This is a genomic window from Aliirhizobium smilacinae, from assembly GCF_006335145.1.
Lineage (GTDB): Bacteria > Pseudomonadota > Alphaproteobacteria > Rhizobiales > Rhizobiaceae > Neorhizobium > Neorhizobium smilacinae.
Map to the genome: position 1 here is coordinate 167,129 of NZ_VDMN01000004.1, position 24,951 is coordinate 192,079.

The window sequence follows — 24,951 nt, forward strand, 5'->3', positions numbered from 1 at the left end:
GCACCAAGGACAATGAGCCTGCATGTTCCCTGTTTAGGGTTATCGAAGCATTAAACCGAAGGCTTCAGCGCCTCGAAAACCGCAACTGCAGCCTGGAATTCCGCATGGCGTTTCTCGCGACGGTTTTGCGCTTCCGCATCCTCGCCCCAATGCTCAGCTGTCCAGTCTTCTTCGAGATGCGCAATTCCCCAGACATCCTCAGCCGAAAGATGGCCTTCGGCAAAAGCAAGCGCCAGAATTGCCGAACCCGTCAGCGTGGTCACGGTGTGGAGAACGGCCAGTTCGATCGGCATTTCGTATTTTCTGAGCGCCGAGGAAAATGCCGCCGTGGCTTCACGGGGTTGTTCCTTCGGCATCACGCCTTCGATCAGCTCGAAACGCGCGCCGTGCCGATCGGCGACCCAGTCCAGAACAGGATCCCACTGGTTTTGCTGGCGAAGAACCAGATTTTCAGGGTTTTCCGCGCGGTAGCAGAGCATGTCGCTGGACGAGAACCGCAGGATATCCTCGAACACGGCCTGCGATTCGACAGCGACACCGTCGATGGCGGTATTGATCAGCCGGGTTACCGGCATGGTGCGCGGGTCGATGACCTCGACCTGATTGGCCCATTCGTCCCTCAGCAGCTCGGCAGCCCGCACAGTCGGCACGGCAAGCGCTGCTTTCGCCGGCGTCTTGACCGGGCGACCGTCGAGATGGACCGCATGTCCGCCCTCGTCTTCGACGATTGAGACCTCTTTGTAGAAGCGCTTGGGCAGCGGCTTCTGCATCTGGATCTGCGCCCGCCGTGTCGGGTCCGGATGGCTCATCGCCTCGGAAGGATCGGGGAAAAGTTCGCGCATGTCTAAATTCCTCAGCCGATATGGGCCAGTATCTCGCTCGGGTGATCGACGATCACGTCGGCACCGGCCTGCCTCAGTTCTTCAACCGAGGCGTAACCCCAGGAAACGCCGATCGCCGTTGCACCGGCAGCCTTGGCCATCTGCATATCGTAGATCGCATCACCGATCACAAGTGTGTCGGCAGGCCGCATGCTCGTCTCGTCGCAGCATTCCGTCACCATGGCCGGATGCGGCTTTGACGGGCAATCGTCGGCCGTGCGGGAAGCCACGAACCTGAAACCGTGCGTTTCCCTGACGGAATCCAGCCCACGACGCGACTTTCCGGTCACTGCGCCGAGAATGATCTCTTCACGCTTCTCCAGTGTCTCCATCAGGTCGAAAATGCCGGGAAACAGCGGCTCGCGATAATCCATATCGGTACGGACAGTGGAAAACAGCGACTTGTAATAGGCCATCATCTCGACAGCCTCCTGATCCGCATGTTGTTTGCCCTGCATCCGGGCGATCGCGATGTCGAGCGTCAACCCGATGATCGCCTTGGTATCGTCGAATGTCGGCTCAGGTTTGCCGAAATGCAGAAACGTCCGGCGCATGGTTTCGTGGATCAGGGCTGCGCTATCGACCAGCGTGCCGTCGCAATCGAACAGAACCAGTTTCATTCGTCGTCGTCCCTTGCACCGTTTTCCATATCAAACCCAAGCAGGTTCCAGGTCTGCACCATATGCGGCGGCAAAGGCGCGGTCACCTTCAGGCGCCCCCCGTTCGGATGCGGGATGTCGATATGACGGGCATGCAGATGCAGCTTCTTCTGGATACCGCCGGGGAACGGCCAATTGATATCGTCATCCTGATATTTCGGATCGCCGATGATCGGATGCCCGATGGAAAGCGCGTGAACGCGCAGCTGGTGAGTACGGCCCGTATAAGGCTCCATCTCCAGCCATGCCATCGTCTGCGCCGCGGTTTCGAGCACGCGGTAATAGGAGATCGCGTGATCGGCGCCCTCTTCGCCATGCCTGGCGATCCGCATCCTGTCACCATCCGGTGTCTGCTCCTTGACCAGCCAAGAGGAAAGCTTGTCCTCGCGCTTGCGCGGCACGCCCTTCACCAGCGACCAGTAGGTCTTCTTGGTGTCGCGTTCGCGAAACGCGGCCGTCAGCTTCTGTGCGGCACCACGGGTACGGGCAATGACCAGCACCCCGGACGTATCGCGGTCGAGACGATGGACGAGACGCGGCTTCTCACCCTTAGGGCTGATCCACGCTTCGAGCATCTGATCGATATGGCGTGTGACGCCGGAGCCGCCCTGCACGGCGAGACCCGCTGGCTTGTTCAGAACGATAACCTTGTCGTCCTCATGCAGGACCATGCGCTGCAGCAGCTCGTAATCGCCGGCATGCTTCAGATCCTTGCCGGCGATCGGGCCTTTCTTGGCATCCGTATCGATAGGCGGCACGCGTACGGTCTGGCCGGGCTCGACACGGCTGTCGGATTTCACCCGTCCGCCATCGACACGCACCTGTCCAGAACGCAGTAATTTCTGCAATGGGCCGAAGCCAAGTCCCGGATAGTGGATCTTGAACCAGCGGTCGAGGCGCATGCCTGCCTCGTCCGCCTCGACACGGATATGCTCGATGCCTGCCATCAACGCTCTTTCTTATATCTTCTTGAGGGCCGCTCTTTAGAGCATTGCCCGCCCGAGCGCCAGCCCGGCAAACACGGCGGCAAACGAGATGACAAGGCTGCCGATCACATAGGCTGCAGCAGCGGCCGTGGCACCGCGTTCGAACAGCACCATCGTATCGAGCGAAAACGACGACCAGGTGGTGAAGCCGCCGATGATGCCGGTAACGATGAAGACGCGCAGCTCGGTCGACGCATTGAAACGGCGCGCGATCATTTCCACGGACAAACCGATGATGAAGGAACCGACGACGTTCACGGTCAGCGTGCCCCAGGGGAAGGCTGGCCCGAACCAGCGAACCGTAAAGACGCCCACCAGATAACGGAGCACGGAGCCGATGGCGCCACCGAGTGCGGCGAGCAGAATGTTCGTCATGACTTCAACCCTTGACTGCGTAACCAAAAGCCCACATCGTTAAAAAGCAGTGGTTCCGTTTAAGCATCGAAAAACACCCATTCTCGTAAAGGTGGAAGATCGAAGGTGAGACAAATGACCCAGATCGTGACCATTTCTGCAAATACGGCCGCTTTGAACATCGAGGCGCTCCGCACGCCACGCCGGGTTTCCGTGAAGGACCAGGTGGCCGATGTCAAGGCAGATGCCGACAGGAATGCAAAAGCCCGCGAAAACGTCGGCGATCCCGAAGCCGTCGATGCCATGATCCCTGCAATCAAGGTCGCCATCGATGTGCTGACGACCGGCAAACAACCTCAGCAGCACTATACGTTGCGGCAGGTCGAGGCAGCTTACCGCGACTTCGAGGACTGACCACGGTCTCAAAGAAGAGCAGGCACGCGGCAAAGCATGCCCGCGTTTATTCCCTAAGAGCTATTCGTGCTGGCCGGCTGGCGCCATCGAATTGACGGGCAGGCGGATATCGACGTTTCCGGCCTTCTCGAAGGTGAGCGTGAGAGGAACGCTGTCTCCCTGTTTGAACGGCGTTTTCACCTTCGTGAACATAAGATGCAGGCCACCGGGCTTCAGTTCCACGGTTTCGCCCGCCGGAATGGCAATACCGTCGCCGAGCTTGCGCATCTTCATCGTCTCGCCCTGCATCGCCATCTCGTGAATTTCCACCGCACCGGCAGCAGGGGACGTTGCCAAAACCAGCCGATCGCCGGCAGCACCTGCGTTACTGATGACGAGATACCCGCCACCGACGGGCTGCCCCGGCAGCATGGCTTTGGCGTAAGCGCCCGTCACTGTCAGATCACCGACCTTGAATGCCTCCGTCTGGTCAGGCTTGGCCGCGCCGTTTTCACCTCCGCCCATATGCATCGCGGCATGATCGTGACCACCCTGCCCGCTCGACTCGCCGGCCGTCACCAGCAATGTCGGCGCCGGGTTTTTCAGCGAATGCGGCTCGACGCCGTCCCTGGCCACGTCCGTCCATGATGCGGTCTTGTCACCGCAGACCTGAACCGTCGCAAAAGCAAGCCGCTGGCCGGGCTCGACGCCCGAGACTTTGCCCTGAACATTGAACGTGCCGTAAAAGGCATCGGGAAGATCACCACCTTTCCAGCGGATTTCAACCGGACCGGAGGTTACCTTGGTACCATGGTCGTCATAGGCCTTGGCGTAATCGCCCTTGATGATCTCGAGCTGCCAGCCTGCCTTCGGCTGCGGTTTCGCAAAAACAAACCCTTCAGGCAGCGACACGCGCACTTCGTTGGTCGACTGCCCGTCGCATCCATGCGGCACCTGCAGTGAGATGATGGTCGTCGTTTCGGCGACGACATTCGAGGTCGCGAAGGATACATGCGCCTCGGCCTGCTGCCAGCCGACGGTGACACATACTGCTGCAACCGCGCCCAATTTCGTGATTCTCATTCTTGTCTCCACTCGGTGATGGCACCATGGCCATTCGCCCGCTAACGTCAGTCTCAGATTGTCGAAAATCCCGATGAGACTGCGAAGGGCGGCCCGCGTGACGTGGCGCGGTCGATGGACAGCATTTCGGCAAGCTGCGATCGAACGACCGGTTCCAAGCCGATGTGCCAGACGAGATCCGGAAGCACCATATCATCGACGGGCGAAGCAAGGGCGACGGGACCTGCGGTAACGCATTGATCGCAGTGGCGATCGCCGGTTTGCTTTTCATGCTGCCCGCTTTCCGAACAGATGACGGCAAACGTACCATCCGGGAGGCGGTAAGCCTCGGCAAAGGCGCCGGAAGATAGTCCGGCAGACGGCATTGCATAAGCGGTCGAGCCTGCCCAGTCGATCAGGGACAGGATCAGGATGCAGACGAACTGCGCCATGATGCCGGACTTCCGCCGCATGCCTCTCCCCGTCCATCTCCACCCGGTCGACATCAATAGCCGAAAACGTGGGCGCATACAAAGGCCCATCGCGAGTAGCCGGTCGATACCGGCTGTCATTGAACCAGATCAAATCCATGCCGGCGATGCGACAGAAATCGTGCTGGTTTCGACATGCAGCCCTTGCCAAACCGCATGCCGCAACGATAATGAGCGACACCCGTAGGGAGAAGCCGCTTCAGTGCGGTGCCGAAGGAGCAACCGCCCCGGAAACTCTCAGGCAAAAGGACCACGGGAAGACTGCAGGAACTCTGGAGAGAAGCAACCGTTATGGGGGCTCGCCGAAGGGATAACAATCTCAGGCGAAAAGGACAGAGGGGGCTCGAAACCGACGCGGACCCGCGTCCTAATCTGAGCCGGCGTGCGACCTGTTTTCAGGCGTGCCCAAACCTGGAGGCGTCTTTTTGGACGATCACGCAGTTCTGAAAACCACCCCGCTCAACGCATTGCACATTTCGCTCGGCGCGAAAATGGTGCCGTTTGCCGGTTACGACATGCCCGTCCAGTACCCGCTCGGCGTGATGAAGGAACACCTTCACACCCGCGCCGCCGCCGGCCTGTTCGATGTCTCCCACATGGGGCAGGTCATCGTGAAGGCGAAGTCGGGTGAATATACCGACGCGGCCCTCGCTCTGGAAAAGCTGGTGCCCGTCGATATTCTGGGCCTCAAGGAAGGCCGCCAGCGTTACGGCTTTTTCACCGATGAAAACGGCGGCATTCTCGATGACCTGATGATCACCAATCGCGGCGACCATCTCCTCGTCGTCGTCAACGCTGCCTGCAAGGAGCAGGATGTCGCCCATATGAAGGCGAATCTTGAAGGCTGCGACGTCACCCTTCTGGAAGACCGCGCGCTGATTGCTCTTCAGGGACCACGCGCGCAGGCGGTTTTGGCCGAACTCTGGGCCGGCGTCTCAGACATGAAGTTCATGGATGTGCGCGAAGTACCGCTGCATGACGTGCCCTGCATCATCTCCCGCTCCGGTTATTCCGGCGAGGACGGTTTTGAAATTTCCGTACCGGAAGCCCATGCTGTGGACGTCGCCAAGGCGCTGCTCGAACACCCGGACTGCGAAGCCATCGGGCTGGGCGCGCGCGATTCACTACGCCTCGAAGCCGGCTTGTGTCTTTACGGAAACGACATCGACACCACCACCTCGCCGATCGAAGCATCGCTCGAATGGGCGCTGCAGAAGGCCCGCAAGGCCGGCGGCGACCGCGAAGGCGGCTTTCCGGGTGCAGACCGCATCCTGAGTGAACTCGCCAACGGCACAACCCGCCGCCGCGTCGGCCTGAAGCCCGAAGGCAAGGCGCCGGTGCGCTCGCATGCCAAACTGTTCGCCGATGCGGATGGCGCGACCGAGCTTGGCGAAGTCACCTCCGGCACATTCGGCCCGACGGTCGAAGGCCCGGTAGCCATGGGTTACCTGCCGGTTTCGCATGCCACTGCCGGTACCCAGGTTTTCGCTGAAGTGCGCGGCAAATATCTGCCGATGACGGTTGCGGCCCTTCCTTTCATCACCCCCACCTACAAACGCTAAAAAATCCTCCGGAGAGAACAAAAATGCTGAAATTTACCGCCGAACACGAATGGCTGAAACTCGAAGATGGCGTTGCCACCGTCGGCATCACCGCCCATGCCGCTGAACAGCTCGGCGATCTCGTTTTCGTCGAACTCCCGGAAGTCGGTGCCGAACTGACCAAAGACGGCAATGCCGCCACCGTCGAAAGCGTCAAGGCCGCCTCCGACGTTTATTCCCCGCTCGATGGCGAAGTCACCGAAATCAACCAGGCGATCGTCGATGACCCGTCGCTGGTCAACTCCGACCCGCAGGCCGCCGGCTGGTTCTTCAAGCTCAAGCTCAAGAACGCGGCAGATGCTGACAGCCTGATGGACGAAGCTGCCTATAAGGAGCTGATTGCCTGATGACCGACAGCACCGATTTCCACTTTACGGATTATGATCCGTACGATTTCGCCAATCGCCGCCATATCGGTCCCTCGCCCTCCGAAATGGCCGACATGCTGAAGGTCATCGGCTACAAGTCGCTTGACGGCCTGATCGACGCCACGGTTCCGGCCTCCATCCGCCAGCAGATGCCGCTGGCCTGGGGTGCGGCGCTGACCGAGCGCGAAGCGCTCGACAAGCTGCGCGAGACCGCCAACAAGAACCAGGTCCTCACCTCGCTGATCGGCCAGGGCTATTACGGCACCGTCACGCCCCCGGTCATCCAGCGCAACATCCTGGAAAACCCCGCCTGGTACACCGCCTACACGCCCTACCAGCCGGAAATTTCGCAAGGCCGTCTCGAAGCGCTGTTGAACTTCCAGACGATGATCTCGGACCTGACCGGCCTCGACGTCGCCAATGCCTCGCTGCTCGATGAAGCAACCGCCGCCGCCGAAGCCATGGCGCTCTGCCAGCGTCAGGCCAAGACCAAGGTGACCGCCTTCTTCGTCGACAAGGCCTGCCATCCGCAGACCATCGCGCTGATCGAAACCCGCGCCGCCCCGCTCGGCTGGTCGATCGTCATCGGCGACCCGATGACCGATCTCGACCCGGTCGATGTGTTCGGCGCGATCTTCCAGTATCCGGGCACCAACGGCGAAGTGCGCGACTTCACCGGCCTCATCTCCCGCCTGCACCAGACGGGTGCGGTGGCAGCCGTCGCCGCCGACCTTCTGGCGCTGACGTTGCTCAAGTCTCCGGGCGAAATGGGTGCTGATATCGCCATCGGTTCGTCGCAGCGCTTCGGCGTTCCGGTCGGTTACGGTGGCCCACACGCCGCCTATATGGCCGTCAAGGATGCCCATAAGCGCGCCATGCCCGGCCGCCTCGTCGGCGTCTCGGTCGATTCCCGGGGCAACCGCGCCTATCGCCTGTCGCTGCAGACCCGCGAACAGCATATCCGCCGCGAAAAGGCGACGTCGAACATCTGCACCGCGCAGGTCCTGCTCGCCGTCATGGCCTCGATGTATGGCGTCTTCCACGGCCCGGACGGTCTCAAAGCCATTGCCCAGCAGGTCCACAAGAAGGCCGTGCTGATGGCGAAGGGCCTCGAAAAGCTCGGCTACATCATCGAACCGGAAACCTTCTTCGACACAATCACCGTAGACGTCGGCCACATGCAGGGCCTGATCCTGCGGGCCGCCGTTGCCGAAGGCGTCAACCTGCGCAAGATCGGCGAGACCAGGATCGGCATGTCGCTCGACGAGCGTACTCGCCCGGTCACGCTCGAAGCCGTCTGGCGCGCCTTTGGCGGTGATTTCAAGGTTTCCGACTTCCCGGTCGAATACCGCCTGCCATCCGCGCTTCTGCGGAAATCGGATTACATGACCCATCCGATCTTCCACATGAACCGCGCCGAAAGCGAGATGACCCGCTACATCCGCCGCCTGTCGGACCGCGACCTGGCACTCGACCGGGCGATGATTCCGCTCGGCTCCTGCACGATGAAGCTGAACGCCACGGCGGAAATGTTGCCGATCACCTGGCCGGAATTTTCCGATATCCATCCCTTCGTTCCGCAGGATCAGGCGCTGGGCTACAAGGAAATGATCGACGATCTGTCGCAGAAGCTCTGCCAGGTCACCGGTTATGACGCCTTCTCCATGCAGCCGAATTCCGGCGCGCAGGGCGAATATGCGGGCCTGCTCACCATCCGCAACTACCACATCGCCAATGGCAATGCCCATCGCGACGTCTGCCTCATCCCGACCTCCGCGCACGGTACCAACCCGGCCTCCGCCCAGATGGTCGGCATGAAGGTCGTGGTCGTCAAGGTGCGTGAAAACGGCGATATCGATCTGGAAGATTTCCACGCCAAGGCCGAGCAATATGCAGCCAATCTCTCGGCCTGCATGATCACCTATCCGTCCACGCATGGCGTGTTCGAGGAAACGGTGAAGGAAATCTGCGACATCACCCACAAGCATGGTGGTCAGGTCTATCTCGACGGTGCCAACATGAACGCCATGGTCGGCCTGTCCCGCCCCGGCGACATCGGCTCCGACGTGTCGCACTTGAACCTGCACAAGACCTTCTGCATCCCGCATGGCGGCGGCGGTCCAGGCATGGGCCCGATCGGCGTCAAGGCCCATCTGGCGGCCTATCTGCCGGGTCACCCTCAGTCGGATGGTCGTGACGGTGCGGTGTCTGCCGCTCCGTTCGGCTCGCCGTCGATCCTGCCGATCTCCTGGTCCTACTGCCTGATGATGGGCGGCGAAGGCCTGACGCAGGCGACCAAGGTGGCGATTCTCAACGCCAACTATATCGCGGCCCGCCTCAAGGGTGCCTTCGACGTGCTCTACAAGTCGGAAGCCGGCCGCGTGGCACATGAATGCATCATCGACACCCGCCCGCTCAACGCCTCTGCTGGCGTCACGGTGGACGACGTTGCAAAACGCCTGATCGACTGCGGTTTCCACGCCCCGACCATGAGCTGGCCGGTTGCCGGCACGCTGATGATCGAGCCGACCGAATCGGAAACCAAGGCCGAACTCGACCGTTTCTGCGATGCGATGCTGGCGATCCGCGAGGAAGCCCGCGACATCGAGGAAGGCCGCATGGACAAGCTCAACAACCCGCTGAAGAACGCACCGCACACGGTGGAAGACCTGGTCGGGGAATGGGATCGTCCCTATTCCCGCGAACAGGCCTGCTATCCGCCCGGCGCCTTCCGGGTGGACAAGTACTGGTCCTCGGTCAACCGCGTCGATAACGTCTATGGCGACCGCAACCTGCTCTGCACCTGCCCGCCGCTGGAAGATTACGCGGAAGCTGCCGAGTAATCGGGCGGCCTGACCATCTCGCAGGAGAGAAATCTCCAAAAAAACAGAAGGGCGGCACTGCCGCCCTTTTCCGTATCCACAGATTGCCGCCACACAACGCGATCCTTGCATTGTTTTAATTGCACAAAACCGTATACCGGAGCAGTCGATACCGGTTTTCAGATCATGTATCGGATATAATCTCGGCACTGCTCGAGGCCAAACGGGGCGTTTGAGCAAAGGCATTTAAGAATGCTGACCGTACCCTCCGTAGCCTTGCATTTTCGGTCGGTGTGCCGGCGTTTCGATTTTCAGAAATAAAAGGAATAGCAGAGTGAACGGTAGCATCTTCAATAACCGGCGCGCCCTTCTCGGCGGTGTGTTTGTCGCCATCGTTGTCGTTGGCGCGGTCCAACTCGTCTTGGCCGTTCGTGGTCCGCAATATGCCACGCAGTCCGATCCCGGCACGATCATCGTCCGTCCGATCGTCAAGGACGACGCGACCAAGAACCTGACCATGTCGGTCGTTGTCGGCCTCGCCGGTGGCGTCATCGCGGCCCGTGCGATCCATCGCCGCCGCCGCAAGAGCTGAGCGATACATGGCGTAGGTCGCTATCGCGGCCGTCCCACCCACCGGCTCTCGCTTATCCCGTTGAACTTTTTCGCCTCTTCCGCGTTATAGCCGCATGTTTGACTGACATCGCAAACGCGATGACGAACATGGGACGCATGTGAGGACGCAATGCTTCGGGAAAACAATTCAACCAATGTTGCACTGGGTTCGGACGATCTGGAACTGCTCGAGCGGTTCCTTGAGGCCTGGTGCGAAGAGAACGGCGTCGACAAGACGAGCCCGAAAGCCCAGAATATAGCATCCAGCCTTTTCGACTGGTATCAGTTCGATCTTGCCGATCGCACCAACCTGAAATCGGGGCCACCGACGCCGCTTCCCGAATCGAAGGAGTTGGACAGCCTTCTCAAGAGGTTAAAGGCAGCTTGAACTGAAGGTTCAGGCCTGTTCAGCCCTCGGCGTTGACCAAACCATCAGCATTTTAACGAAAGATGCGATCCTCGCCTGGAACCATTTAATCACTAAGGCCAGCGTTCCACCGCGTCGCACTTCCCGGTCGAACAGATAACTCAGCCCAGTAATGACAATGCTGATCAAAACGGCCTGAAGGACGGCAGATCCTAAGGCGGCTGGTGTCTCCGGCCAAGCGTAAAGGATCATGTTGCCGAAAGCGAAGGTGAACAGGCTGGTGCGTCCGAAGAAGACCGGTTTCTCCAGTCGCTGCTTGACCTCCGGAGACAAGCGTTGGGTGGCAAGGACGGCAAGGCTGGTGATGGCAATCGCGCCGCAAATACCAGCAGCGAAATAGAGCGGATCGCTATCCATCCGCAACGACATGTTGCCGAGTTCCGCCAGCGACTTTTCATCATAAAAAACAGCACCGAGCAACAATGCCAGTGCCGAGACGGCCAGCAGATATGACGCTCTCTTGACGATATTGCCCGCCGCTTCTTCAGAACGGACGATTTGGTCACCCGCGATGAGCCGTCCGAACACCATTCCGCCGATAATCAGGCTGGTACCGTGCAGGATCGATGGACCGCCGAGCTTGGCGTCACCGACGCCGAACAGGAAGGTGACCACCCTTTCGGCATACATGCTCATGTGGAAATCGAGAGGACCCGGCAGTCCCCGAAGGATCGGATGGGCAACATGGACCGCGATCGCTATGGCGACGAGCGGCAGCAGCCCGACCCTGTTGCGGATCCACAGCAGGATGGGCGCGAGGAAAAGAACGACGGCGTAGAATTTCAGGATATCGGTGAAGGGCGTGACCCCCAGAAGCATCATCGTGGCGATCGAGAACTTCAGCGAATATCCGTCAGCCACGAGATACAGCACGACGATCGACAGGCAGTATAGCAGCCAGCATTGGATCGCACGGGAAAACAGCCGCATGGCAACCCGCCCCTGTTCACCCGCAACGAATCTGGGCCGATAGACGATTTCCAGCATCGTACCGAAAAGCAGGATGAAGGTTGGTGTCGCCAGCGCCATCAGCGCGCGCAGAAAATCCGCGGACGGTCCGCTCCAGAAGTCATCCATATTGGTGACGACCCAGACATGACTGAGCATTGCGAAAAAGATAGCGACCGACCGGGTGAGGTCTATTCCGATAATTCTCGGAATCGCTGCGTTACCCGCCATGAATAGCTCCTTCAGCCGGCATCAGGAATATTGCACTGCAATATCGACATAGGCCCGGACGATATTAGGGCAATCCCTAAATCTGACACTCTTCCCGATTTCTCATCGATATGGGGACTCGATCGGATCGGCATGTTTTTGCTATCTGGAATAAGATTGCGTCCTTTATGCGGACCCCGATGCCAGTTCACCTCCACACCACGGATCGAACCACTGTTCCTGATTGGCACACGGAACTCGGTCATTGATACCGAGCCTTAAGCGCGTCCATTCACGCTTCCTTGGTTGCTGCCCGGTTATGTCGGTAGACAAATCACGAAGGGCGAAGCCATGACAATCTCGGCTGCAATGGGCATTTCGGTTGCCGGCATGCAGACACAATCCCAGCGACTGAACACGGCTGCCCATAACATCGCCAACAGCACCACGCCCGGATACGAGTCCGATACGGCACAAGAGATGATCGATGTGCTGACAGCCGAACAGGGTTTTGCGGCAAATGCCGCAGTATTCGAAACCGGCGCGGACATGTGGGACATGCTGATGACGATCAAGCGCGACTGAAACTCGTAGCCAGGTCTGCCTGAACCTTGCCGCGATCAAAATCGCGTCAGCCGGTTGAGTTTGACAGAGAACTCGCAGAAGAGAGGCTTCCGATCCCGAGCCTCAGAGCGCCCCTCCCTTGTTTCATCTCTTTAAAGCCCTCCTCTGCCTCTATGTCGTCGCCCGTTTCATCTATCCCTTGCCCTGGCCGAATTGGTTGAAAGGTTTTCTCGCCGTCATCCTGATGGTGGTTTTCCAGCACAGCCTGATCAGTCTTCTCGTCTTCGGCACGATGTTCTCGCCGGAAGTTCCACGGGTTGCGATGATCACGGCGAACTGGATTTCCGGTTTCGTGCTGCTGACCGCCGTATGCCAGCTGATCCTCGATATCGGAGCGCTGGTGGCCGCAACCCTGAAGCGCCGGCGCGTGGCAATCGCACCATGGCTGCGTTATGGCGTCGGCGTCGTCACCATGTCGCTGGCAGCCTTTGCCGTTTCCCAGGCAATCCGCGTTCCGTCGGTCAAGGAAGTCGAGATCAGGATCCGCAACCTGCCGGCGCAATTCGACGGCTACCGGATGATCCAGCTCACCGACCTGCATATCAGCCGCCTGTTCCAGGCGCCCTGGGTGGAGGAGACGGTCGCCAAAGCCAATGCCCAGAATGCCGATCTGATCGTCATCACCGGTGACCTGATAGACGGCGACCTGCAGGCCCGCGAGACTGACGTTGCGCCGCTTGCAAAGCTGAGGGCGACGGATGGCGTCTACACCATTCCGGGCAATCACGAATATTACTTCGGCCACGACGGCTGGATGGCGAAATACCAGGAACTGGGCCTCAAAACCATCTCCAACAGCCATGTTGTGCTGTCGCGCGGTGATGCCAGGCTGACGCTTGCCGGCGTCAACGATGTCAACGCAACGCGTTTTGGCCTCGAAGGACCGGATGTAACAAAGGCCTTGACCGGTGCGCCAGCGGAAGCGCCCGTGATCCTGCTGGACCACCAGCCTCGCAATGCACGTGTTTCAGCGGAGGCCGGTGCCGACCTGCAGCTTTCCGGCCATACCCATGGCGGCATGATCCTTGGCATGGATCGTCTCGTCGCCCGTTTCAACAACGGCTTCGTTTCGGGCCGCTACGACGTCGGCGACATGCAGCTCTACGTCAACAACGGCACGGCTTTGTGGATCGGTTTTGCACTGCGGCTCGGCGTTCCTTAGGAACTGACCGTCATCACACTGCGTCCAGCCTAAGCGCCGTAGAAATCCTCAAGCCCGATCCGTTCGATCGGGCTGAGAAAATCGCCGGTGACCAGTCGGCTGACGAGCTGCCGTACCAGCGGCATGCGCGTCGTGGGGCCGATTGCGATATCGCGCATGGCAGGCAGGATGCGGCTGTCGGACTGGTAGAACGGCGTCAGCACCAGGCTGAGCATCTGGTAGAGCCAGACATGCGGTGCCCGATGGCGAAGATGCAGTGCAAATGCCTCATCGATTGACGGCGCGCGGGCAAGAGCCGAGAGCAGCGAGGCGGCATCGATCATCGCCATGTTGGCGCCCTGCCCCAGCTGCGGGCTGGTCGCATGCCAGGCATCGCCGATACGGATGACCCCGCGCCCGGCAATCGGTTTTCGTGTGTGGTGGCGATAACGGGCATGCACCGGCTCGGCAATTTCGGCAAGCGGCGCGGCTTCCGGCCAGAGCGCGGCCACCTGTTCTATCCAGGCCGCTCGTCCATCGCGGTGCCATTGGTCGATATCGCGATTTCGCAGGCTCCAGAAGAACGTCGCCATAGGCGGTGCGCCATCCTTTGCGGTCCCGACCGGCAGGACGCCTGCCATGCGGCTTGCCCGCTCGTAACGCTGCTCCAGTTCGAACCGATGAAACGGCCCGTTCTCGGGCCAGGGAACCGTCGCCCAGAGCGCACCGTAACCCAGCTCCTTCGCCGGATCGTGCCCGATCGGTGAGCTGGCGCCCATGGCATCGACGACGATATCCGCCGATGGCGTCGCCCTGCTGCCGTCGAGTGCCAGAGCGGGCCGGCTGCCTTCGATGATCCCCGTCGTCCTCGCATTCGTCTTGAAACGGACGCCGGCAGAGATCGCTTCGGACAAGAGGAGGTCGAACAAGGCCACACGCTGCACCGCAATGCCGTGGCCGTTGCCCGGATAGCTGATCTCCAGAACCGTCTTGCCGGGCATGGACGAGCCACCCGTTGCCAGAGCCCCATGCATGCGGGTAATCACCTGCCCGCGCGCGGCGATCGCCTCCCGCAGTCCCATCCTCTCCAGGATCGCCAGACCTGTCGGCTGCAGCACGAAACCCGAACCGATCGGCTGCGGGGCCGCCATCTGGTCATAAACCACGACCTTCGCACCACGCCGCGCTAGCATCGTCGCGAGCGACAGCCCGCCGATACCCGCGCCGGCGATCGCGACTTCGAGACCCTCGATCTTCATGGCATGATCCTGCAGGCGTCGATCATGTGCTCAATCCAGCTGCCGTTCAATCGCCTTGGCCGCCTGCCAGAGATCTTCCATCCGCTCCAGCGTTGCAGCCTCCAAGGTCTCGCCTGACTTCTCAAGTTCCGTCTCGATATGGTTGAACCGCCTTCGGAATTTCGTATTCGTTCCGCGCAGCGCGTTTTCCGGATTCGTGTTGACGTGGCGGCCGATATTGACCATGGCGAAGATCAGGTCGCCAAGCTCGTCAGCCACCTTTTCGGGATGTCCGCTCTGCAGTGCCTCGCGCAATTCCCGCACCTCTTCCTCGATCTTGTCGAGGATCGGCTCGGCTTCGGACCAGTCGAAACCGACCTTGGCGGCACGCTCCTGAAGCTTCAGCGCTTCGGTCAATGCCGGCTGGCTGCGATGGACGGAGCCGAGGAAACCGGCTCTGAAATCCTCGGTTAGACCCCGCGCAGCGCGGCGTTCGGCCCGCTCGCGTTTCTCTTCCTGTTTGATCTCGTCCCACTGGATTTTGACCGCACCGGGCGTATCGGCATCGGAGCGTGCGAACACATGCGGATGCCGACGGATCATCTTGCGGGTCACGGCTTCGACCACGTCGCCGAAGGCAAAATCGCCTGCCTCTTCCGCCATGCGGGCATGGAAGACCACCTGCAGCAGAAGGTCGCCGAGTTCCTCGCAGAGATCGTCCATGTCGTTGCGCTCGATCGCATCGGCGACCTCATAGGCCTCCTCGATCGTATAAGGCTTGATCGATGCGAAATTCTGCTCGAGATCCCAGGGGCAACCGGTCACCGGTGTACGCAGCGCCGCCATGATTTCGATCAGGCGCGAAATATCCTTTGAAGATTCCATCGTGAAATGTTCCTGGCGCTCAGTTGAGCGGTATGTCGTTGTCGCCCTTGCCGGACTGGTAATTATCCGAAAGCCGTTGATAAGCCTGCTTGATCCGGGCCGTTTGCGCCCTCAGCGTGTCGCGCAACGGATTGTCTTCGGTCTCGACGAGATCGGCGATGAAGAAGGAATTCCAGAATGCATTCGACCGCCGATAGCCGCCGGGCTCCAGCCCGAACACCTCTTTCAGGATCTTCAGGTCATGCGGAATGGCAAAGGCATCGCGCGAATCCTCGTGGCTGAAGAAGGAATAGAAATTGTCGAATCCGGCCCAGGTGATCGCCGACATGCACATCGTGCACGGTTCGTGAGTTGACAGGAAAATCAGATCTTTGGTGGAAAGTCCTGAAGCTTTCTCATAAAATCGTTTCAGCGTATGGACCTCGCCATGCCAAAGCGGGTTTTCAAGCTCGTTATTGGTCTCGGCAATCACCAGAGACAGATCGGATTTCTTCAGGATTGCCGCCCCGAAAACCTTGTTGCCGGCAGCGACACCAGCTTCTGTGAGCGGCAGAATGTCGTGTTCGATGACGTCGAGAAGACGTGGGGTGAGAGTGGCGGCAATGGTCATGGAGGCTCTTTGTGGCTGGTTTGTCTAGGCAAGTTATAACGCGGATCGACCCGATCGGGGTAAAAACCCGATAATCTACAGAAAAACTGGAGAAATATCCTCCGCGGTGGCTTTTGCTCAAGAACAGGTTGATCGCGAAACAGAAATACCCGCGGTCAATTCACTTTGCATATCCATTTCTTCAAATCCCGCGCCAGATTGTGGATAGTCCTGTCATATGTTTCAGGATAACCGCATGTCTCTCAGCCATCAACGCCTGTCGGCCTTCCCGGCCTTTTTCCGTGTGCATGGAAAAACCGTGGCAATCTTCGGCAATGGCGACGAAGCTTATGCCAAGGCCCGTCTTCTGCGAAACACCGAGGCCGAGATCGTCGCTTATGCCGACAAGCCGGAAGTGGACTATGCCGCATGGCTCGTCGCCCAAGGCATTCAGGTTGTTCATGCTGAATTCTCGGTAGCACAGGTAAAGGGCGCAACGCTGGTTTTTGCGGCCACCGGTGAGGCGGAGCAGGATCAGGCGATCGTCACTGCAGCCCGTGCGGAAAAAATTCCGGCAAACGCCGTCGACCAGCCCGACTATTGCGACTTCTTCACGCCGGCCCTCGTCAACCGCGCGCCTGTCGCTATCGCGATCGGCACGGAAGGTGCCGGCCCGGTTCTGGCGCAGATGATCCGTGCCCGCATCGACCAGATGCTATCGCCGTCGCTCGGTCGTCTGGCAGGCCTTGCCGCCGATTACCGCGATGCAGCCGAACGGCTTGTGCCGCGTGGCGTATCGCGCCGCATCTTCTGGCGCCGCTTCTTCTCGGGCGATGTCGCCGACGCAATCGATGCCAATGACCCTGTTTCCGCCCGCCGTGCAGCCAATGCGCTTTTGTCGACCACCGGTCGTGCCGAAGGCAAGATTTGGCTGGTCGGTGCCGGCCCCGGCGCGGAAGACCTGCTGACGCTGCGCGCACAACGCGTGCTGATGGAAGCCGATGCGGTCGTTTATGACGCGCTCGTGCCGCAGGCGATCGTCGATATGGGCCGCCGCGACGCCGAGCGGCTGTCGGTCGGCAAGCGCAAGAACTGTCATTCCAAGAGCCAGGACGAGATCAACCGTCTTCTGGTGGACCTTGGCCGTCAGGGCAAGCGCGTGGTGCGGCTGAAATCCGGCGATCCGCTGGTTTATGGCCGCGCTGGCGAAGAGATGGCAGCGCTGCGCGAAGCAGACATCGCCTATGAGATCGTGCCAGGCATTACCTCCGCCTTTGCAGCCGCCGCCGATTTCGATCTGCCGTTGACACTCCGCGGTGTCGCCTCCTCGCTGATCTTCACCACCGGCCATGATCTGACCGGCGATGTGCTGCCGGACTGGGCGAGCCTTGCGATTTCCGGCGCGACGATTGCCGTCTATATGGGCCGCACGGTCGCAGCCTCGGTATCCGAGCGCCTGATGGATGCCGGTCTCAGCCGCGACACGACCGTTGCCGTGATCGAAAATGCCAGCCGCGCGGATCGCAAGCTATTTCATGGCGTGTTGAGCGAACTGCCGTCACTGGAAGCGCGAGACGATCTCGACGGTCCGGTCATGGTGATCATCGGCGAAGCTGTCGCCGGCGCCAACTTCAGCAAATCAGAACCGCTCTCCGCCTTTAGAAAATCTGTCCGCAATCAGGAAGACCTGGGTCCGCAACAAAGCCAGGAACAAGGGATGCAGCAATGACCGACAAGGTTCTCACCGCCAACCGCCTTTCCGATGGCATCGCCGTCTGGCTGGATGCCGCCGGCCACTGGACGGAAAACCTGCAGGATGCGCTGGTGGCGCGCCACGCGGAAGCCATCGCCTCGCTGGAAGCGATCGGCAACCAGGATTTCGCCGACAACAAGGTGGTGGACGTCAACGTGATCGATGTCGAGGAGACCAACGGCATCCTCTGGCCGACGCGTCTGCGCGAGCGCATCCGCGCCGCCGGCCCCACAATGGATTATGCGACCGGCTACAGCAAAGCCGACGCCGCCTTCATCGCAGTCTGACACCGAAAGTTCTGGGATCCCATGTATCGTTACGATGAATTCGACCACGCCTTTGTTTCGGGTCGCGTGGAGCAGTTTCGCGATCAGGTGGAGCGCCGCCTGTCCGGCGAGCTCGCCGAGGACGCGTTCAAGCCGCTGCGCCTGATGAACGGAGTCTATCTGCAGCTGCATGCCTATATGCTGCGTGTCGCGATCCCTTACGGCACGCTCAATTCGAAGCAGATGCGGATGCTGGCGCATATCGGCCGCAAATACGACCGCGGTTACGGGCATTTCACCACCCGCCAGAACATCCAGTACAACTGGCCGAAACTGTCGGACACACCGGACATTCTGGCCGAACTCGCCAGCGTCGAGATGCACGCGCTGCAGACCTCGGGCAACTGCATTCGCAACGTCACCGCCGACCATTTTGCCGGCGCTGCAGCGGACGAAGTGGCCGATCCCCGCCCCTATGCGGAAATCCTGCGCCAGTGGTCCTCGGTTCATCCCGAGTTTTCCTTCCTGCCACGCAAGTTCAAGATTGCGGTGACCGGCGCCGAGCGCGACCGCGCCGCGATCCAGGTCCACGATATCGGCCTGCATCTGAAGAAGAACGACAAGGGTGAGATCGGTTTTGCGGTTTATGTCGGTGGCGGCCAGGGCCGCACGCCGCTGATCGCCAAGAAGATCAAGGATTTCCTGCCCGAGCAGGATCTATTATCCTACATCACCGCGATCATGCGCGTGTATAATCTGCATGGCCGTCGCGACAACAAATACAAGGCGCGCATCAAGATCCTCGTCCACGAGACCGGCGTCGAGGAACTGACCCGTCAGGTAGACGAAGAATTCGCTCATCTGCAGGAAACCGAGCTAAAACTGCCGGAATCCGACGTTGCCGCCATTACCGCCTATTTCGCTCCGCCGGCCCTGCCCGCGCGGGCCGAAGGCTGGGCTGAGCTTGCCGGCTGGAAGAAACAGGACAAGGCCTTTGCCCGCTGGGTGAACCAGAACGTCCAGCCGCACAAGCACCCCGACTACGGCATGGTGACGATCTCGCTCAAACCCATCGGCGGCATTCCCGGCGACGCCTCGGATGTGCAGATGGACGTGATCGCCGATCTGGCGGAGGAATTCGGCAACGACGAAATCCGCATCAGCCACGAGCAGAACGTCATCTTCCCGCATGTGGCGCTGGCCGATCTCGAGCCGCTCTATCGTGCTTTGACGGCGCATGGGCTGGAAACGGCCAATTCCAACCTGATCACCGATATCATTGCCTGTCCCGGCCTGGACTACTGCGCGCTCGCGAACGCCCGTTCGATCCCGGTAGCCCAGGAGATTTCCACCCGTTTCGGCGCGCCGGAACGGCAGGCCGAGATCGGCGAACTGAAGATCAAGATTTCCGGCTGCATCAATGCCTGTGGCCATCACCATGTCGGCCATATCGGCCTGCTGGGTGTGGAGAAGAAGGGCGCCGAACTCTACCAGATCACGCTCGGCGGTTCCGGCGACGAACATACGTCGATCGGCGAAATCATCGGTCGCGGTTTCGAACCATCCAAGGTGACGGACGCAATCGAAACCATCGTCGATACCTATCTCGGCCTGCGCCAGAGCAAGGACGAAAAATTCCTCGATGCCTATCGCCGTGTCGGGCCGCAACCTTTCAAGGAAGCGCTCTATGGTGATGCCAAGGCGGAGGCTGCGTGATGGCGAAGATCTGGAGAGAGACCGGTTTTGTTGAGAACGATCCGTGGATCATCGAGACGGATGAGGTGAAGGCCGAGGGCGAGCAGAAACCGCTTCTGCCGCTTGCAGACTTCATCGAAAAGGCGGAAGCCAGCAACGATGTCGGCCTCGGCGTATTGATCAGGCCTGCCGACGATGTGCGTCAGCTGGAACCCTATCTCTACCGCATCGAAATCATCGCCGTGGATTTCCCGGCGTTCAGCGATGGCCGCGCCTTCAGTCACGCCTCGCTGCTGCGTGATCGTCTGGCCTACAAGAACGAATTGCGCGCCGTTGGCGATGTCCTGATCGACCAGGTGCCGCTGATGCTCCGTTGCGGTGTCGACAGTTTCGCGGTGAGCAATGCGACGGCGCTGAAACGGCTGGCCGAAGGACGTTTGCCCGGCATTGCCGTGCATTATCAGCCGACAGCCCGCCATGCCGAACCCGGCGAAGGTTACAGCTGGCGACGCCGGTCGGTGCCGGCTTGAACTTAGCTATCTCGCGGAAACAGGTGTCTTAAAGGTGACTTTCGGACACATATTTTCTATGCTTTCCGCGACAATGGGCGTGGATGCCTTCAAATGCGCGGCTTGATAGTATATCTCGCTGTCAAAACGTTGAGACCGAAAGACCGAACGCGATGAACGCTCCTGCGAAAAACGAAGAATTTGCGGTAAAAATCCCGGATGGCGTTTACGCCGAGACGGTGCTGGACGTGCAGCACTATACCGACCGGCTGTTCCGTTTCCGCATGACGCGCCCGGCAGGTTTCCGTTTCCGCTCGGGCGAGTTCGCCATGATCGGCCTGATGGTCGGCGAAAAGCCGGTCTACCGCGCCTATTCGATCGCAAGCCCCGCCTGGGACGAAGAGCTGGAATTCTTCTCTATCAAGGTGCCGGATGGTCCGCTGACCTCGCACCTGCAGAAGATCAAGCCGGGCGATACGGTACTGATGCGCAAGAAGCCGACCGGCACGCTCGTTCTCGATGCGCTCACCCCCGGCAAGCGTCTCTACATGTTTTCGACCGGCACCGGAATCGCTCCGTTCGCCAGCCTGATCCGCGATCCGGAAACCTACGAAAAGTTCGAGGAAGTCATCCTTACCCATACGTGCCGCGAAGTGTCGGAACTGAAATACGGCCAGGATCTGATCGAAGAGATTAGAAACCACGAGTTTCTGTCCGAATTGGTTGGCGATAAGCTGAAGCTCTATTCGACCGTCACCCGCGAAGATTACCCCTATCAGGGTCGCATCACCGATCTGATCGAGAACGGCAAGATGTTCACCGATCTCGGCGTACCGCCGCTGGATCCGGCAGTCGACCGCGGCATGATCTGCGGCTCGGCCGCCATGCTGAAGGACACCAAGGAGCTGCTGGAAAAGGCAGGCCTGACCGAAGGCGCCAACAACAAGCCGAGCGAGTTCGTGATCGAACGGGCGTTTGTGGGGTAAAGGCAGGATGGAGCAGTCTGTCCGATGATCGATTGGACGGACTGCCACTACCTGCTGTCAGCCTGAACTTCCCTTGCGCTTGGCGCAATCTCGTTCCGGTAGATCACGAAGACCACGAGCGCTATCACCGCGACGCCGCCGCCGACAAGATGCGAGAGCGTATAGCCGCCCTCGCTGACCAGCCATCCGGCAACGACATTGCTGAGCGATGCGCCGATCCCCTGGACCGTCATCAGGCTGGCGAAACCGACATTGAACCGGCCGCTGCCCTTGAGGATACGTTCCACCGCGACCGGCGTGACGATACCGAGCAGTCCGGCGCCGACGCCATCGAGGATCTGTACCGGCCAGACCACCCAGAACCCCTCGAAACTGCCGGCGATCAACCCGCGTATCGGCAGCGCCGCCAGACCGATCGCAAGCGTTGTCCCGAGCCCGATGCGACGGATGAGAAACGGCGTGGCAACCGCCACGGCGACCATGGAAAGCTGCGCGATACCGGTGATGATCGCCGTGGTGCGGAACGGCGTACCGAGTTCGATCGCGAATTGCTGGGCGATCAGCCGGCTCATCGGCGCATTGCCGAAATGGAAGATCAAAAGGATCAGCGCGAGAAGGATCAGGCCGCGGCTCTTGAGCAGCACGTCGAAGCCCGAGGGTGACGTCTTGTCCCCTGCCTCTGCCGCACTCGTCTTCGATTCAAGACCGCGCGCCACCTTGTGGTCGATCCTGGCAGGATCGATCATCGCAATGGCAGCCAATGCGCCGAAGGCTGTCGCGACCATCAGCCAGATCATGCCGGTCAGTCCGAACAGCGAGATAATCACGTAGACGGCAAACAGCGAAGCGACATTGCCTGTGTGGTTCCAGAACTCGTTGCGCGCGATCTGTTGGGAGAAGAGCTTTTCGCCGACCAGTCCGAGCGTCAGGCCCGCCAGTGCCGGACCGATGACGGCCCCGACCACGGCCGTGCCAATTTGCCCGATCCAGACGATCGACGTGTCGGGAGAAATGAGGGTGATCAGAGCCGCCGCAGTGACAAGCACGACCGGCCCGGCGATCAGCGCCCGCTTCCATCGCGTACCGTCCACCAGCGCTCCGCAGAGCGGCGTGGCGGCAAGCCCGATCAGGCCGCCGAGGGTGGCGATCAGGCCAAGCGATAAAGACGACCAGCCGCGCGTGGCAAGAAACGCATCGAGGAAAGGACCGAGCCCGTCCCGCGCATCGGCAAGAAAGAAGTTGAGGACACAGAGCGCGGCCAGCGAACGATCGGAAACGATCCGCGGCGGCATCTTGCCGACAGGTTGCCCCATCGGCGAAGGGCGAGAAGAAACATCGGTAATGGACATGGGGCGTGGGTCCGGCGCGAAAATGCGCTGCCACAATGCGCAAACCGGATTTTGGTTGCAGAAGCTTCGCCGCCAGTCACAGACTCTATAAACGAAGCTTTCGTGGAGAAGTGAAAGGCCGCTCTCGCATAAGCTCCCGACAACGGCGTCAAACGCGCGGCTATGTGAGGAATGATTGAGAGCGGCGCTTACCGCTCCCAGTCTTCCTTGTCGGCCTTGGGGCCGTTGCCGAGCTTGCGTTCGAGCTCGTTGGCCTCGGCTTCGGACATGCGCACTTCAAGTGTCACAGAACCGTCCTCGTTGTCCTCGCGACCATCGACGACCGTGTTGCCATAAACCCAGGAGACGACCGAGAGCTTGTCGGCGGGAATGGTCACGCTTGTCTCGGTGAGTACACCAGAAAGCCGCTTGGCGATCTCGTCCATCAGGGCATCGAGCCCCTCGCCGGTCACGGCCGAAAGCGCCATGATATTGTCGCGGCCCTTGGCACGCTCGAACAATGCATCATGCGTTTCCGGGTCGAGACGGTCGATCTTGTTCCAGACCTCGATGAGGCGCTCGGAGCTTTCCTTCTCGTCGATACCGAGATCGGAGAGGATGCGCAGCACATCGTGCGACTGGGCGGCATTGTCCGGGTCGGACATGTCGCGCACATGCAGGATCAGATCGGCTTCCAGCACCTCTTCCAGCGTCGCACGGAAGGCAGCGACGAGGTGGGTCGGAAGATCGGAGATGAAACCGACGGTGTCGGAAAGAATGACGGTGCGGCCATGCGGCAGCTTCATCCGACGCAGCGTCGGATCGAGCGTTGCAAACAGCATGTCTTCGGCCAGAACACCGGCACCGGTAATGCGGTTGAACAATGTCGATTTGCCGGCATTGGTATAACCGACGAGTGCCACGATCGGATGCGGCACCTTGCGGCGTTTGGCGCGATGTAGCTGGCGGGTCCGAACGACCTGCTCCAGCTCGCGCTCGAGCTTGATGATCTTGTCCTGCAGCTGCCGCCGGTCGGCTTCGATCTGGGTTTCACCCGGACCGCCCATAAAGCCTGCGCCACCGCGCTGGCGTTCAAGGTGGGTCCAGGACCGGACCAGTCGGCCCTTCTGGTAATTGAGATGCGCAAGATCGACCTGCAGCGTGCCTTCCTTGGTGGAGGCGCGGCGGCCGAAGATTTCCAGGATGAGGCCGGTACGGTCGATGACCTTGGCACCCCATTCCTTTTCCAGATTGCGCTGCTGCACGGGCGTCAGCGGGTGATCGACGATCACCAGGCCGGCGTCCTTCTCGTCGAGAAGCGCCTTGATTTCCTCGATCTTGCCGGTCCCCATCAGGGTCGCAGGCCGCGGCTGGTTGACCGTGACGATCAGTCCCTCGGCGATTTCGAGATCGATGGCGCGGGCAAGTCCCGCGGCTTCTTCCAGACGTGCTTCATTGGACCGCTGCGGAGCGGCAGTGATCTGGCTATCGCCCGGCGCTGTTCGTGGCCGGGACTGCTTGACCACCGGAACCACCACCACGGCACGCATATCGTCCCGGTGCTTTTCGGCTTCCGGGACGAGCGATTCGTTAGACGTATCTCGATTTGAAATCTGTCTGTGTCCTTAAGCTGCGTTTTCTTCGGTCTCGAACATCTGCATGGGCTGGCCCGGCATGATGGTGGAGATCGCGTGCTTATACACGAGCTGCGAGTGCCCGTCACGGCGAAGAAGAACGCAGAAATTATCGAACGAGGTTACGACTCCCGTGAGCTTTACCCCGTTGATGAGGAATATAGTCAGGGAAATCTTCTGCTTACGGACTGTATTGAGAAATAAATCCTGCAGGTTCTGAGAACGTTCCGCCATAGCGCCGCTTCTTTCTTTCTTGCCGGCAAAAGCCGGGAAAATGATCTCGTTGATATGAGATGATCAGGAAACGCCCCGTGTTTCCCTTCCCCCAAAACTCTGGTTATCAAATCGCCGTCTTTTCCGCAATCTCGAAAAAGGCGTCTCGGATATTCGGTGCGACACTGCCCGAATGCCCGCTGGCGATGGTCTTTGTATCGATTGAAACGATTGGTAGTGCAGATACCAGTCGCGGAGGTCGAGAGGACCTTAATC

The 24,951-nt window shown here is 60.1% G+C and carries 26 protein-coding genes and 2 riboswitches; of the genes, 13 read left to right on the forward strand and 13 right to left on the reverse strand.

Features of this window, described 5'->3' with window-relative positions:
• Nucleotides 1-50: 50 nt before the first annotated feature.
• The 4 genes from FHP24_RS18750 to crcB are packed head-to-tail and all read right to left on the reverse strand — an operon-like array spanning nucleotide 51 to nucleotide 2,901.
• Complete coding sequence (locus FHP24_RS18750) at nucleotides 51-842, reverse strand: ATP12 family chaperone protein (protein ID WP_139677762.1); 792 nt, start codon at nucleotides 840-842, stop codon at nucleotides 51-53.
• 11 nt (nucleotides 843-853) lie between these two features.
• Nucleotides 854-1,501 carry an HAD-IA family hydrolase gene (locus FHP24_RS18755; protein WP_139677763.1) on the reverse strand — a complete coding sequence of 216 codons (648 nt, stop codon included), beginning with the start codon at nucleotides 1,499-1,501 and terminating at the stop codon, nucleotides 854-856.
• Nucleotides 1,498-2,487: an RluA family pseudouridine synthase gene (locus tag FHP24_RS18760; RefSeq protein ID WP_139677764.1), complete on the reverse strand. Its 990-nt coding sequence runs from the start codon at nucleotides 2,485-2,487 to the stop codon at nucleotides 1,498-1,500. The genes FHP24_RS18755 and FHP24_RS18760 overlap by 4 nt, the downstream gene beginning before the upstream one ends.
• Nucleotides 2,488-2,523: 36 nt before the next feature.
• Nucleotides 2,524-2,901 (reverse strand): fluoride efflux transporter CrcB, encoded by a 378-nt coding sequence (gene crcB, locus FHP24_RS18765; RefSeq protein WP_139677765.1) that lies wholly within the window; start codon nucleotides 2,899-2,901, stop codon nucleotides 2,524-2,526.
• Between the two features lie 114 nt (nucleotides 2,902-3,015).
• On the opposite strand from crcB, the gene FHP24_RS18770 reads away from it, so the two are divergent.
• Nucleotides 3,016-3,294 carry a hypothetical protein gene (locus FHP24_RS18770; RefSeq protein ID WP_139677766.1) on the forward strand — a complete coding sequence of 93 codons (279 nt, stop codon included), beginning with the start codon at nucleotides 3,016-3,018 and terminating at the stop codon, nucleotides 3,292-3,294.
• A gap of 60 nt (nucleotides 3,295-3,354) precedes the next feature.
• Here the strand turns inward: FHP24_RS18770 and FHP24_RS18775 are convergent, their stop codons facing one another.
• On the reverse strand, nucleotides 3,355-4,368 hold the full coding sequence (locus tag FHP24_RS18775; protein WP_394344645.1) for a copper chaperone PCu(A)C: 1,014 nt from the start codon (nucleotides 4,366-4,368) through the stop codon (nucleotides 3,355-3,357).
• A gap of 41 nt (nucleotides 4,369-4,409) precedes the next feature.
• The gene (locus FHP24_RS18780) at nucleotides 4,410-4,808 is read right to left on the reverse strand and encodes a hypothetical protein (protein WP_139677768.1); all 399 of its coding nucleotides are present in this window, start codon (nucleotides 4,806-4,808) and stop codon (nucleotides 4,410-4,412) included.
• 193 nt (nucleotides 4,809-5,001) lie between these two features.
• Nucleotides 5,002-5,088, forward strand: a riboswitch (glycine riboswitch).
• A riboswitch (glycine riboswitch) is annotated at nucleotides 5,089-5,172 on the forward strand.
• A gap of 79 nt (nucleotides 5,173-5,251) precedes the next feature.
• Between FHP24_RS18780 and gcvT the strand changes: the two genes are divergently transcribed.
• The 5 genes from gcvT (at nucleotide 5,252) to FHP24_RS18805 (ending at nucleotide 10,617) form a co-directional block, all read left to right on the forward strand.
• Nucleotides 5,252-6,388, forward strand: a complete 1,137-nt coding sequence (gene gcvT, locus FHP24_RS18785; RefSeq protein ID WP_139677769.1) for a glycine cleavage system aminomethyltransferase GcvT — start codon at nucleotides 5,252-5,254, stop codon at nucleotides 6,386-6,388.
• 23 nt (nucleotides 6,389-6,411) lie between these two features.
• Nucleotides 6,412-6,774 carry a glycine cleavage system protein GcvH gene (gene gcvH / locus FHP24_RS18790; protein WP_139677770.1) on the forward strand — a complete coding sequence of 121 codons (363 nt, stop codon included), beginning with the start codon at nucleotides 6,412-6,414 and terminating at the stop codon, nucleotides 6,772-6,774.
• Nucleotides 6,774-9,638: an aminomethyl-transferring glycine dehydrogenase gene (gcvP, locus tag FHP24_RS18795; RefSeq protein ID WP_139677771.1), complete on the forward strand. Its 2,865-nt coding sequence runs from the start codon at nucleotides 6,774-6,776 to the stop codon at nucleotides 9,636-9,638. The genes gcvH and gcvP overlap by 1 nt, the downstream gene beginning before the upstream one ends.
• Nucleotides 9,639-9,951: 313 nt before the next feature.
• Nucleotides 9,952-10,209, forward strand: a complete 258-nt coding sequence (locus tag FHP24_RS18800; RefSeq protein ID WP_139677772.1) for a hypothetical protein — start codon at nucleotides 9,952-9,954, stop codon at nucleotides 10,207-10,209.
• A 150-nt stretch (nucleotides 10,210-10,359) separates the two neighbouring features.
• Nucleotides 10,360-10,617, forward strand: a complete 258-nt coding sequence (locus FHP24_RS18805) for a hypothetical protein (RefSeq protein ID WP_139677773.1) — start codon at nucleotides 10,360-10,362, stop codon at nucleotides 10,615-10,617.
• 9 nt (nucleotides 10,618-10,626) lie between these two features.
• Here FHP24_RS18805 and FHP24_RS18810 read toward each other — a convergent pair whose 3' ends face one another.
• Nucleotides 10,627-11,835 carry an OpgC domain-containing protein gene (locus tag FHP24_RS18810; protein WP_139677774.1) on the reverse strand — a complete coding sequence of 403 codons (1,209 nt, stop codon included), beginning with the start codon at nucleotides 11,833-11,835 and terminating at the stop codon, nucleotides 10,627-10,629.
• Nucleotides 11,836-12,165: 330 nt separating this feature from the next.
• Here FHP24_RS18810 and FHP24_RS18815 point away from each other — a divergent pair, with 330 nt between their 5' ends.
• Nucleotides 12,166-12,399, forward strand: a complete 234-nt coding sequence (locus FHP24_RS18815) for a flagellar basal body protein (protein ID WP_139677775.1) — start codon at nucleotides 12,166-12,168, stop codon at nucleotides 12,397-12,399.
• Nucleotides 12,400-12,517: 118 nt separating this feature from the next.
• On the forward strand, nucleotides 12,518-13,600 hold the full coding sequence (locus FHP24_RS18820; protein WP_139677776.1) for a metallophosphoesterase: 1,083 nt from the start codon (nucleotides 12,518-12,520) through the stop codon (nucleotides 13,598-13,600).
• A gap of 29 nt (nucleotides 13,601-13,629) precedes the next feature.
• On the opposite strand, the gene FHP24_RS18825 is transcribed toward FHP24_RS18820, so the two are convergent.
• From FHP24_RS18825 to FHP24_RS18835, 3 genes are read right to left on the reverse strand one after another with little or no spacing between them, the layout of a single operon-like run.
• A complete protein-coding gene (locus FHP24_RS18825) occupies nucleotides 13,630-14,838 on the reverse strand; it encodes an FAD-dependent oxidoreductase (RefSeq protein WP_139677777.1) in 1,209 nt (402 codons plus the stop codon).
• Nucleotides 14,839-14,868: 30 nt separating this feature from the next.
• Nucleotides 14,869-15,702, reverse strand: a complete 834-nt coding sequence (gene mazG, locus FHP24_RS18830) for a nucleoside triphosphate pyrophosphohydrolase (protein ID WP_139677778.1) — start codon at nucleotides 15,700-15,702, stop codon at nucleotides 14,869-14,871.
• A gap of 19 nt (nucleotides 15,703-15,721) precedes the next feature.
• Nucleotides 15,722-16,312, reverse strand: coding sequence for a deaminase (locus FHP24_RS18835; RefSeq protein WP_139677779.1), 591 nt, complete (start codon nucleotides 16,310-16,312; stop codon nucleotides 15,722-15,724).
• 235 nt (nucleotides 16,313-16,547) lie between these two features.
• Between FHP24_RS18835 and cysG the strand changes: the two genes are divergently transcribed.
• From cysG to FHP24_RS18860, 5 genes are all read left to right on the forward strand, one after another.
• Nucleotides 16,548-18,020: a siroheme synthase CysG gene (gene cysG / locus FHP24_RS18840; protein WP_139677780.1), complete on the forward strand. Its 1,473-nt coding sequence runs from the start codon at nucleotides 16,548-16,550 to the stop codon at nucleotides 18,018-18,020.
• Nucleotides 18,017-18,331, forward strand: a complete 315-nt coding sequence (locus FHP24_RS18845) for a DUF2849 domain-containing protein (protein ID WP_139677781.1) — start codon at nucleotides 18,017-18,019, stop codon at nucleotides 18,329-18,331. Before cysG ends, FHP24_RS18845 begins: the two co-directional genes overlap by 4 nt.
• Before the next feature lie 21 nt (nucleotides 18,332-18,352).
• Nucleotides 18,353-20,026 carry a nitrite/sulfite reductase gene (locus FHP24_RS18850; RefSeq protein WP_139677782.1) on the forward strand — a complete coding sequence of 558 codons (1,674 nt, stop codon included), beginning with the start codon at nucleotides 18,353-18,355 and terminating at the stop codon, nucleotides 20,024-20,026.
• Entirely contained in the window at nucleotides 20,026-20,535 is a 510-nt protein-coding gene (locus FHP24_RS18855) for a DUF934 domain-containing protein (protein ID WP_139677783.1), read from the forward strand. Before FHP24_RS18850 ends, FHP24_RS18855 begins: the two co-directional genes overlap by 1 nt.
• 152 nt (nucleotides 20,536-20,687) lie before the next feature.
• Entirely contained in the window at nucleotides 20,688-21,500 is an 813-nt protein-coding gene (locus FHP24_RS18860) for a ferredoxin--NADP reductase (RefSeq protein WP_139677784.1), read from the forward strand.
• A 47-nt stretch (nucleotides 21,501-21,547) separates the two neighbouring features.
• On the opposite strand, the gene FHP24_RS18865 is transcribed toward FHP24_RS18860, so the two are convergent.
• From FHP24_RS18865 to hfq, 3 genes are all read right to left on the reverse strand, one after another.
• A complete protein-coding gene (locus FHP24_RS18865) occupies nucleotides 21,548-22,792 on the reverse strand; it encodes an MFS transporter (protein ID WP_394344650.1) in 1,245 nt (414 codons plus the stop codon).
• A gap of 245 nt (nucleotides 22,793-23,037) precedes the next feature.
• Nucleotides 23,038-24,378 carry a GTPase HflX gene (gene hflX, locus FHP24_RS18870; RefSeq protein WP_139677785.1) on the reverse strand — a complete coding sequence of 447 codons (1,341 nt, stop codon included), beginning with the start codon at nucleotides 24,376-24,378 and terminating at the stop codon, nucleotides 23,038-23,040.
• A 75-nt stretch (nucleotides 24,379-24,453) separates the two neighbouring features.
• Nucleotides 24,454-24,696 (reverse strand): RNA chaperone Hfq, encoded by a 243-nt coding sequence (gene hfq, locus FHP24_RS18875; protein WP_007757453.1) that lies wholly within the window; start codon nucleotides 24,694-24,696, stop codon nucleotides 24,454-24,456.
• Nucleotides 24,697-24,951 lie beyond the last annotated feature (255 nt).

Excerpts from the sequence above, each read along its gene's own strand:
- FHP24_RS18750 (WP_139677762.1), bottom strand. The coding sequence starts at position 842 with ATGCGCGAACTTTTCCCCGATCCTTCCGAGGCGATGAGCCATCCGGAC.
- FHP24_RS18755 (WP_139677763.1), bottom strand. The coding sequence starts at position 1,501 with ATGAAACTGGTTCTGTTCGATTGCGACGGCACGCTGGTCGATAGCGCA.
- FHP24_RS18760 (WP_139677764.1), bottom strand. The coding sequence starts at position 2,487 with ATGGCAGGCATCGAGCATATCCGTGTCGAGGCGGACGAGGCAGGCATG.
- crcB (WP_139677765.1), bottom strand. The coding sequence starts at position 2,901 with ATGACGAACATTCTGCTCGCCGCACTCGGTGGCGCCATCGGCTCCGTG.
- FHP24_RS18770 (WP_139677766.1), top strand. The coding sequence starts at position 3,016 with ATGACCCAGATCGTGACCATTTCTGCAAATACGGCCGCTTTGAACATC.
- FHP24_RS18780 (WP_139677768.1), bottom strand. The coding sequence starts at position 4,808 with ATGCGGCGGAAGTCCGGCATCATGGCGCAGTTCGTCTGCATCCTGATC.
- gcvH (WP_139677770.1), top strand. The coding sequence starts at position 6,412 with ATGCTGAAATTTACCGCCGAACACGAATGGCTGAAACTCGAAGATGGC.
- gcvP (WP_139677771.1), top strand. The coding sequence starts at position 6,774 with ATGACCGACAGCACCGATTTCCACTTTACGGATTATGATCCGTACGAT.
- FHP24_RS18805 (WP_139677773.1), top strand. The coding sequence starts at position 10,360 with ATGCTTCGGGAAAACAATTCAACCAATGTTGCACTGGGTTCGGACGAT.
- FHP24_RS18810 (WP_139677774.1), bottom strand. The coding sequence starts at position 11,835 with ATGGCGGGTAACGCAGCGATTCCGAGAATTATCGGAATAGACCTCACC.
- FHP24_RS18815 (WP_139677775.1), top strand. The coding sequence starts at position 12,166 with ATGACAATCTCGGCTGCAATGGGCATTTCGGTTGCCGGCATGCAGACA.
- FHP24_RS18825 (WP_139677777.1), bottom strand. The coding sequence starts at position 14,838 with ATGAAGATCGAGGGTCTCGAAGTCGCGATCGCCGGCGCGGGTATCGGC.
- mazG (WP_139677778.1), bottom strand. The coding sequence starts at position 15,702 with ATGGAATCTTCAAAGGATATTTCGCGCCTGATCGAAATCATGGCGGCG.
- FHP24_RS18835 (WP_139677779.1), bottom strand. The coding sequence starts at position 16,312 with ATGACCATTGCCGCCACTCTCACCCCACGTCTTCTCGACGTCATCGAA.
- cysG (WP_139677780.1), top strand. The coding sequence starts at position 16,548 with ATGTCTCTCAGCCATCAACGCCTGTCGGCCTTCCCGGCCTTTTTCCGT.
- FHP24_RS18845 (WP_139677781.1), top strand. The coding sequence starts at position 18,017 with ATGACCGACAAGGTTCTCACCGCCAACCGCCTTTCCGATGGCATCGCC.
- FHP24_RS18850 (WP_139677782.1), top strand. The coding sequence starts at position 18,353 with ATGTATCGTTACGATGAATTCGACCACGCCTTTGTTTCGGGTCGCGTG.
- FHP24_RS18855 (WP_139677783.1), top strand. The coding sequence starts at position 20,026 with ATGGCGAAGATCTGGAGAGAGACCGGTTTTGTTGAGAACGATCCGTGG.
- FHP24_RS18860 (WP_139677784.1), top strand. The coding sequence starts at position 20,688 with ATGAACGCTCCTGCGAAAAACGAAGAATTTGCGGTAAAAATCCCGGAT.
- FHP24_RS18865 (WP_394344650.1), bottom strand. The coding sequence starts at position 22,792 with ATGCCGCCGCGGATCGTTTCCGATCGTTCGCTGGCCGCGCTCTGTGTC.
- hflX (WP_139677785.1), bottom strand. The coding sequence starts at position 24,378 with ATGCGTGCCGTGGTGGTGGTTCCGGTGGTCAAGCAGTCCCGGCCACGA.
- hfq (WP_007757453.1), bottom strand. The coding sequence starts at position 24,696 with ATGGCGGAACGTTCTCAGAACCTGCAGGATTTATTTCTCAATACAGTC.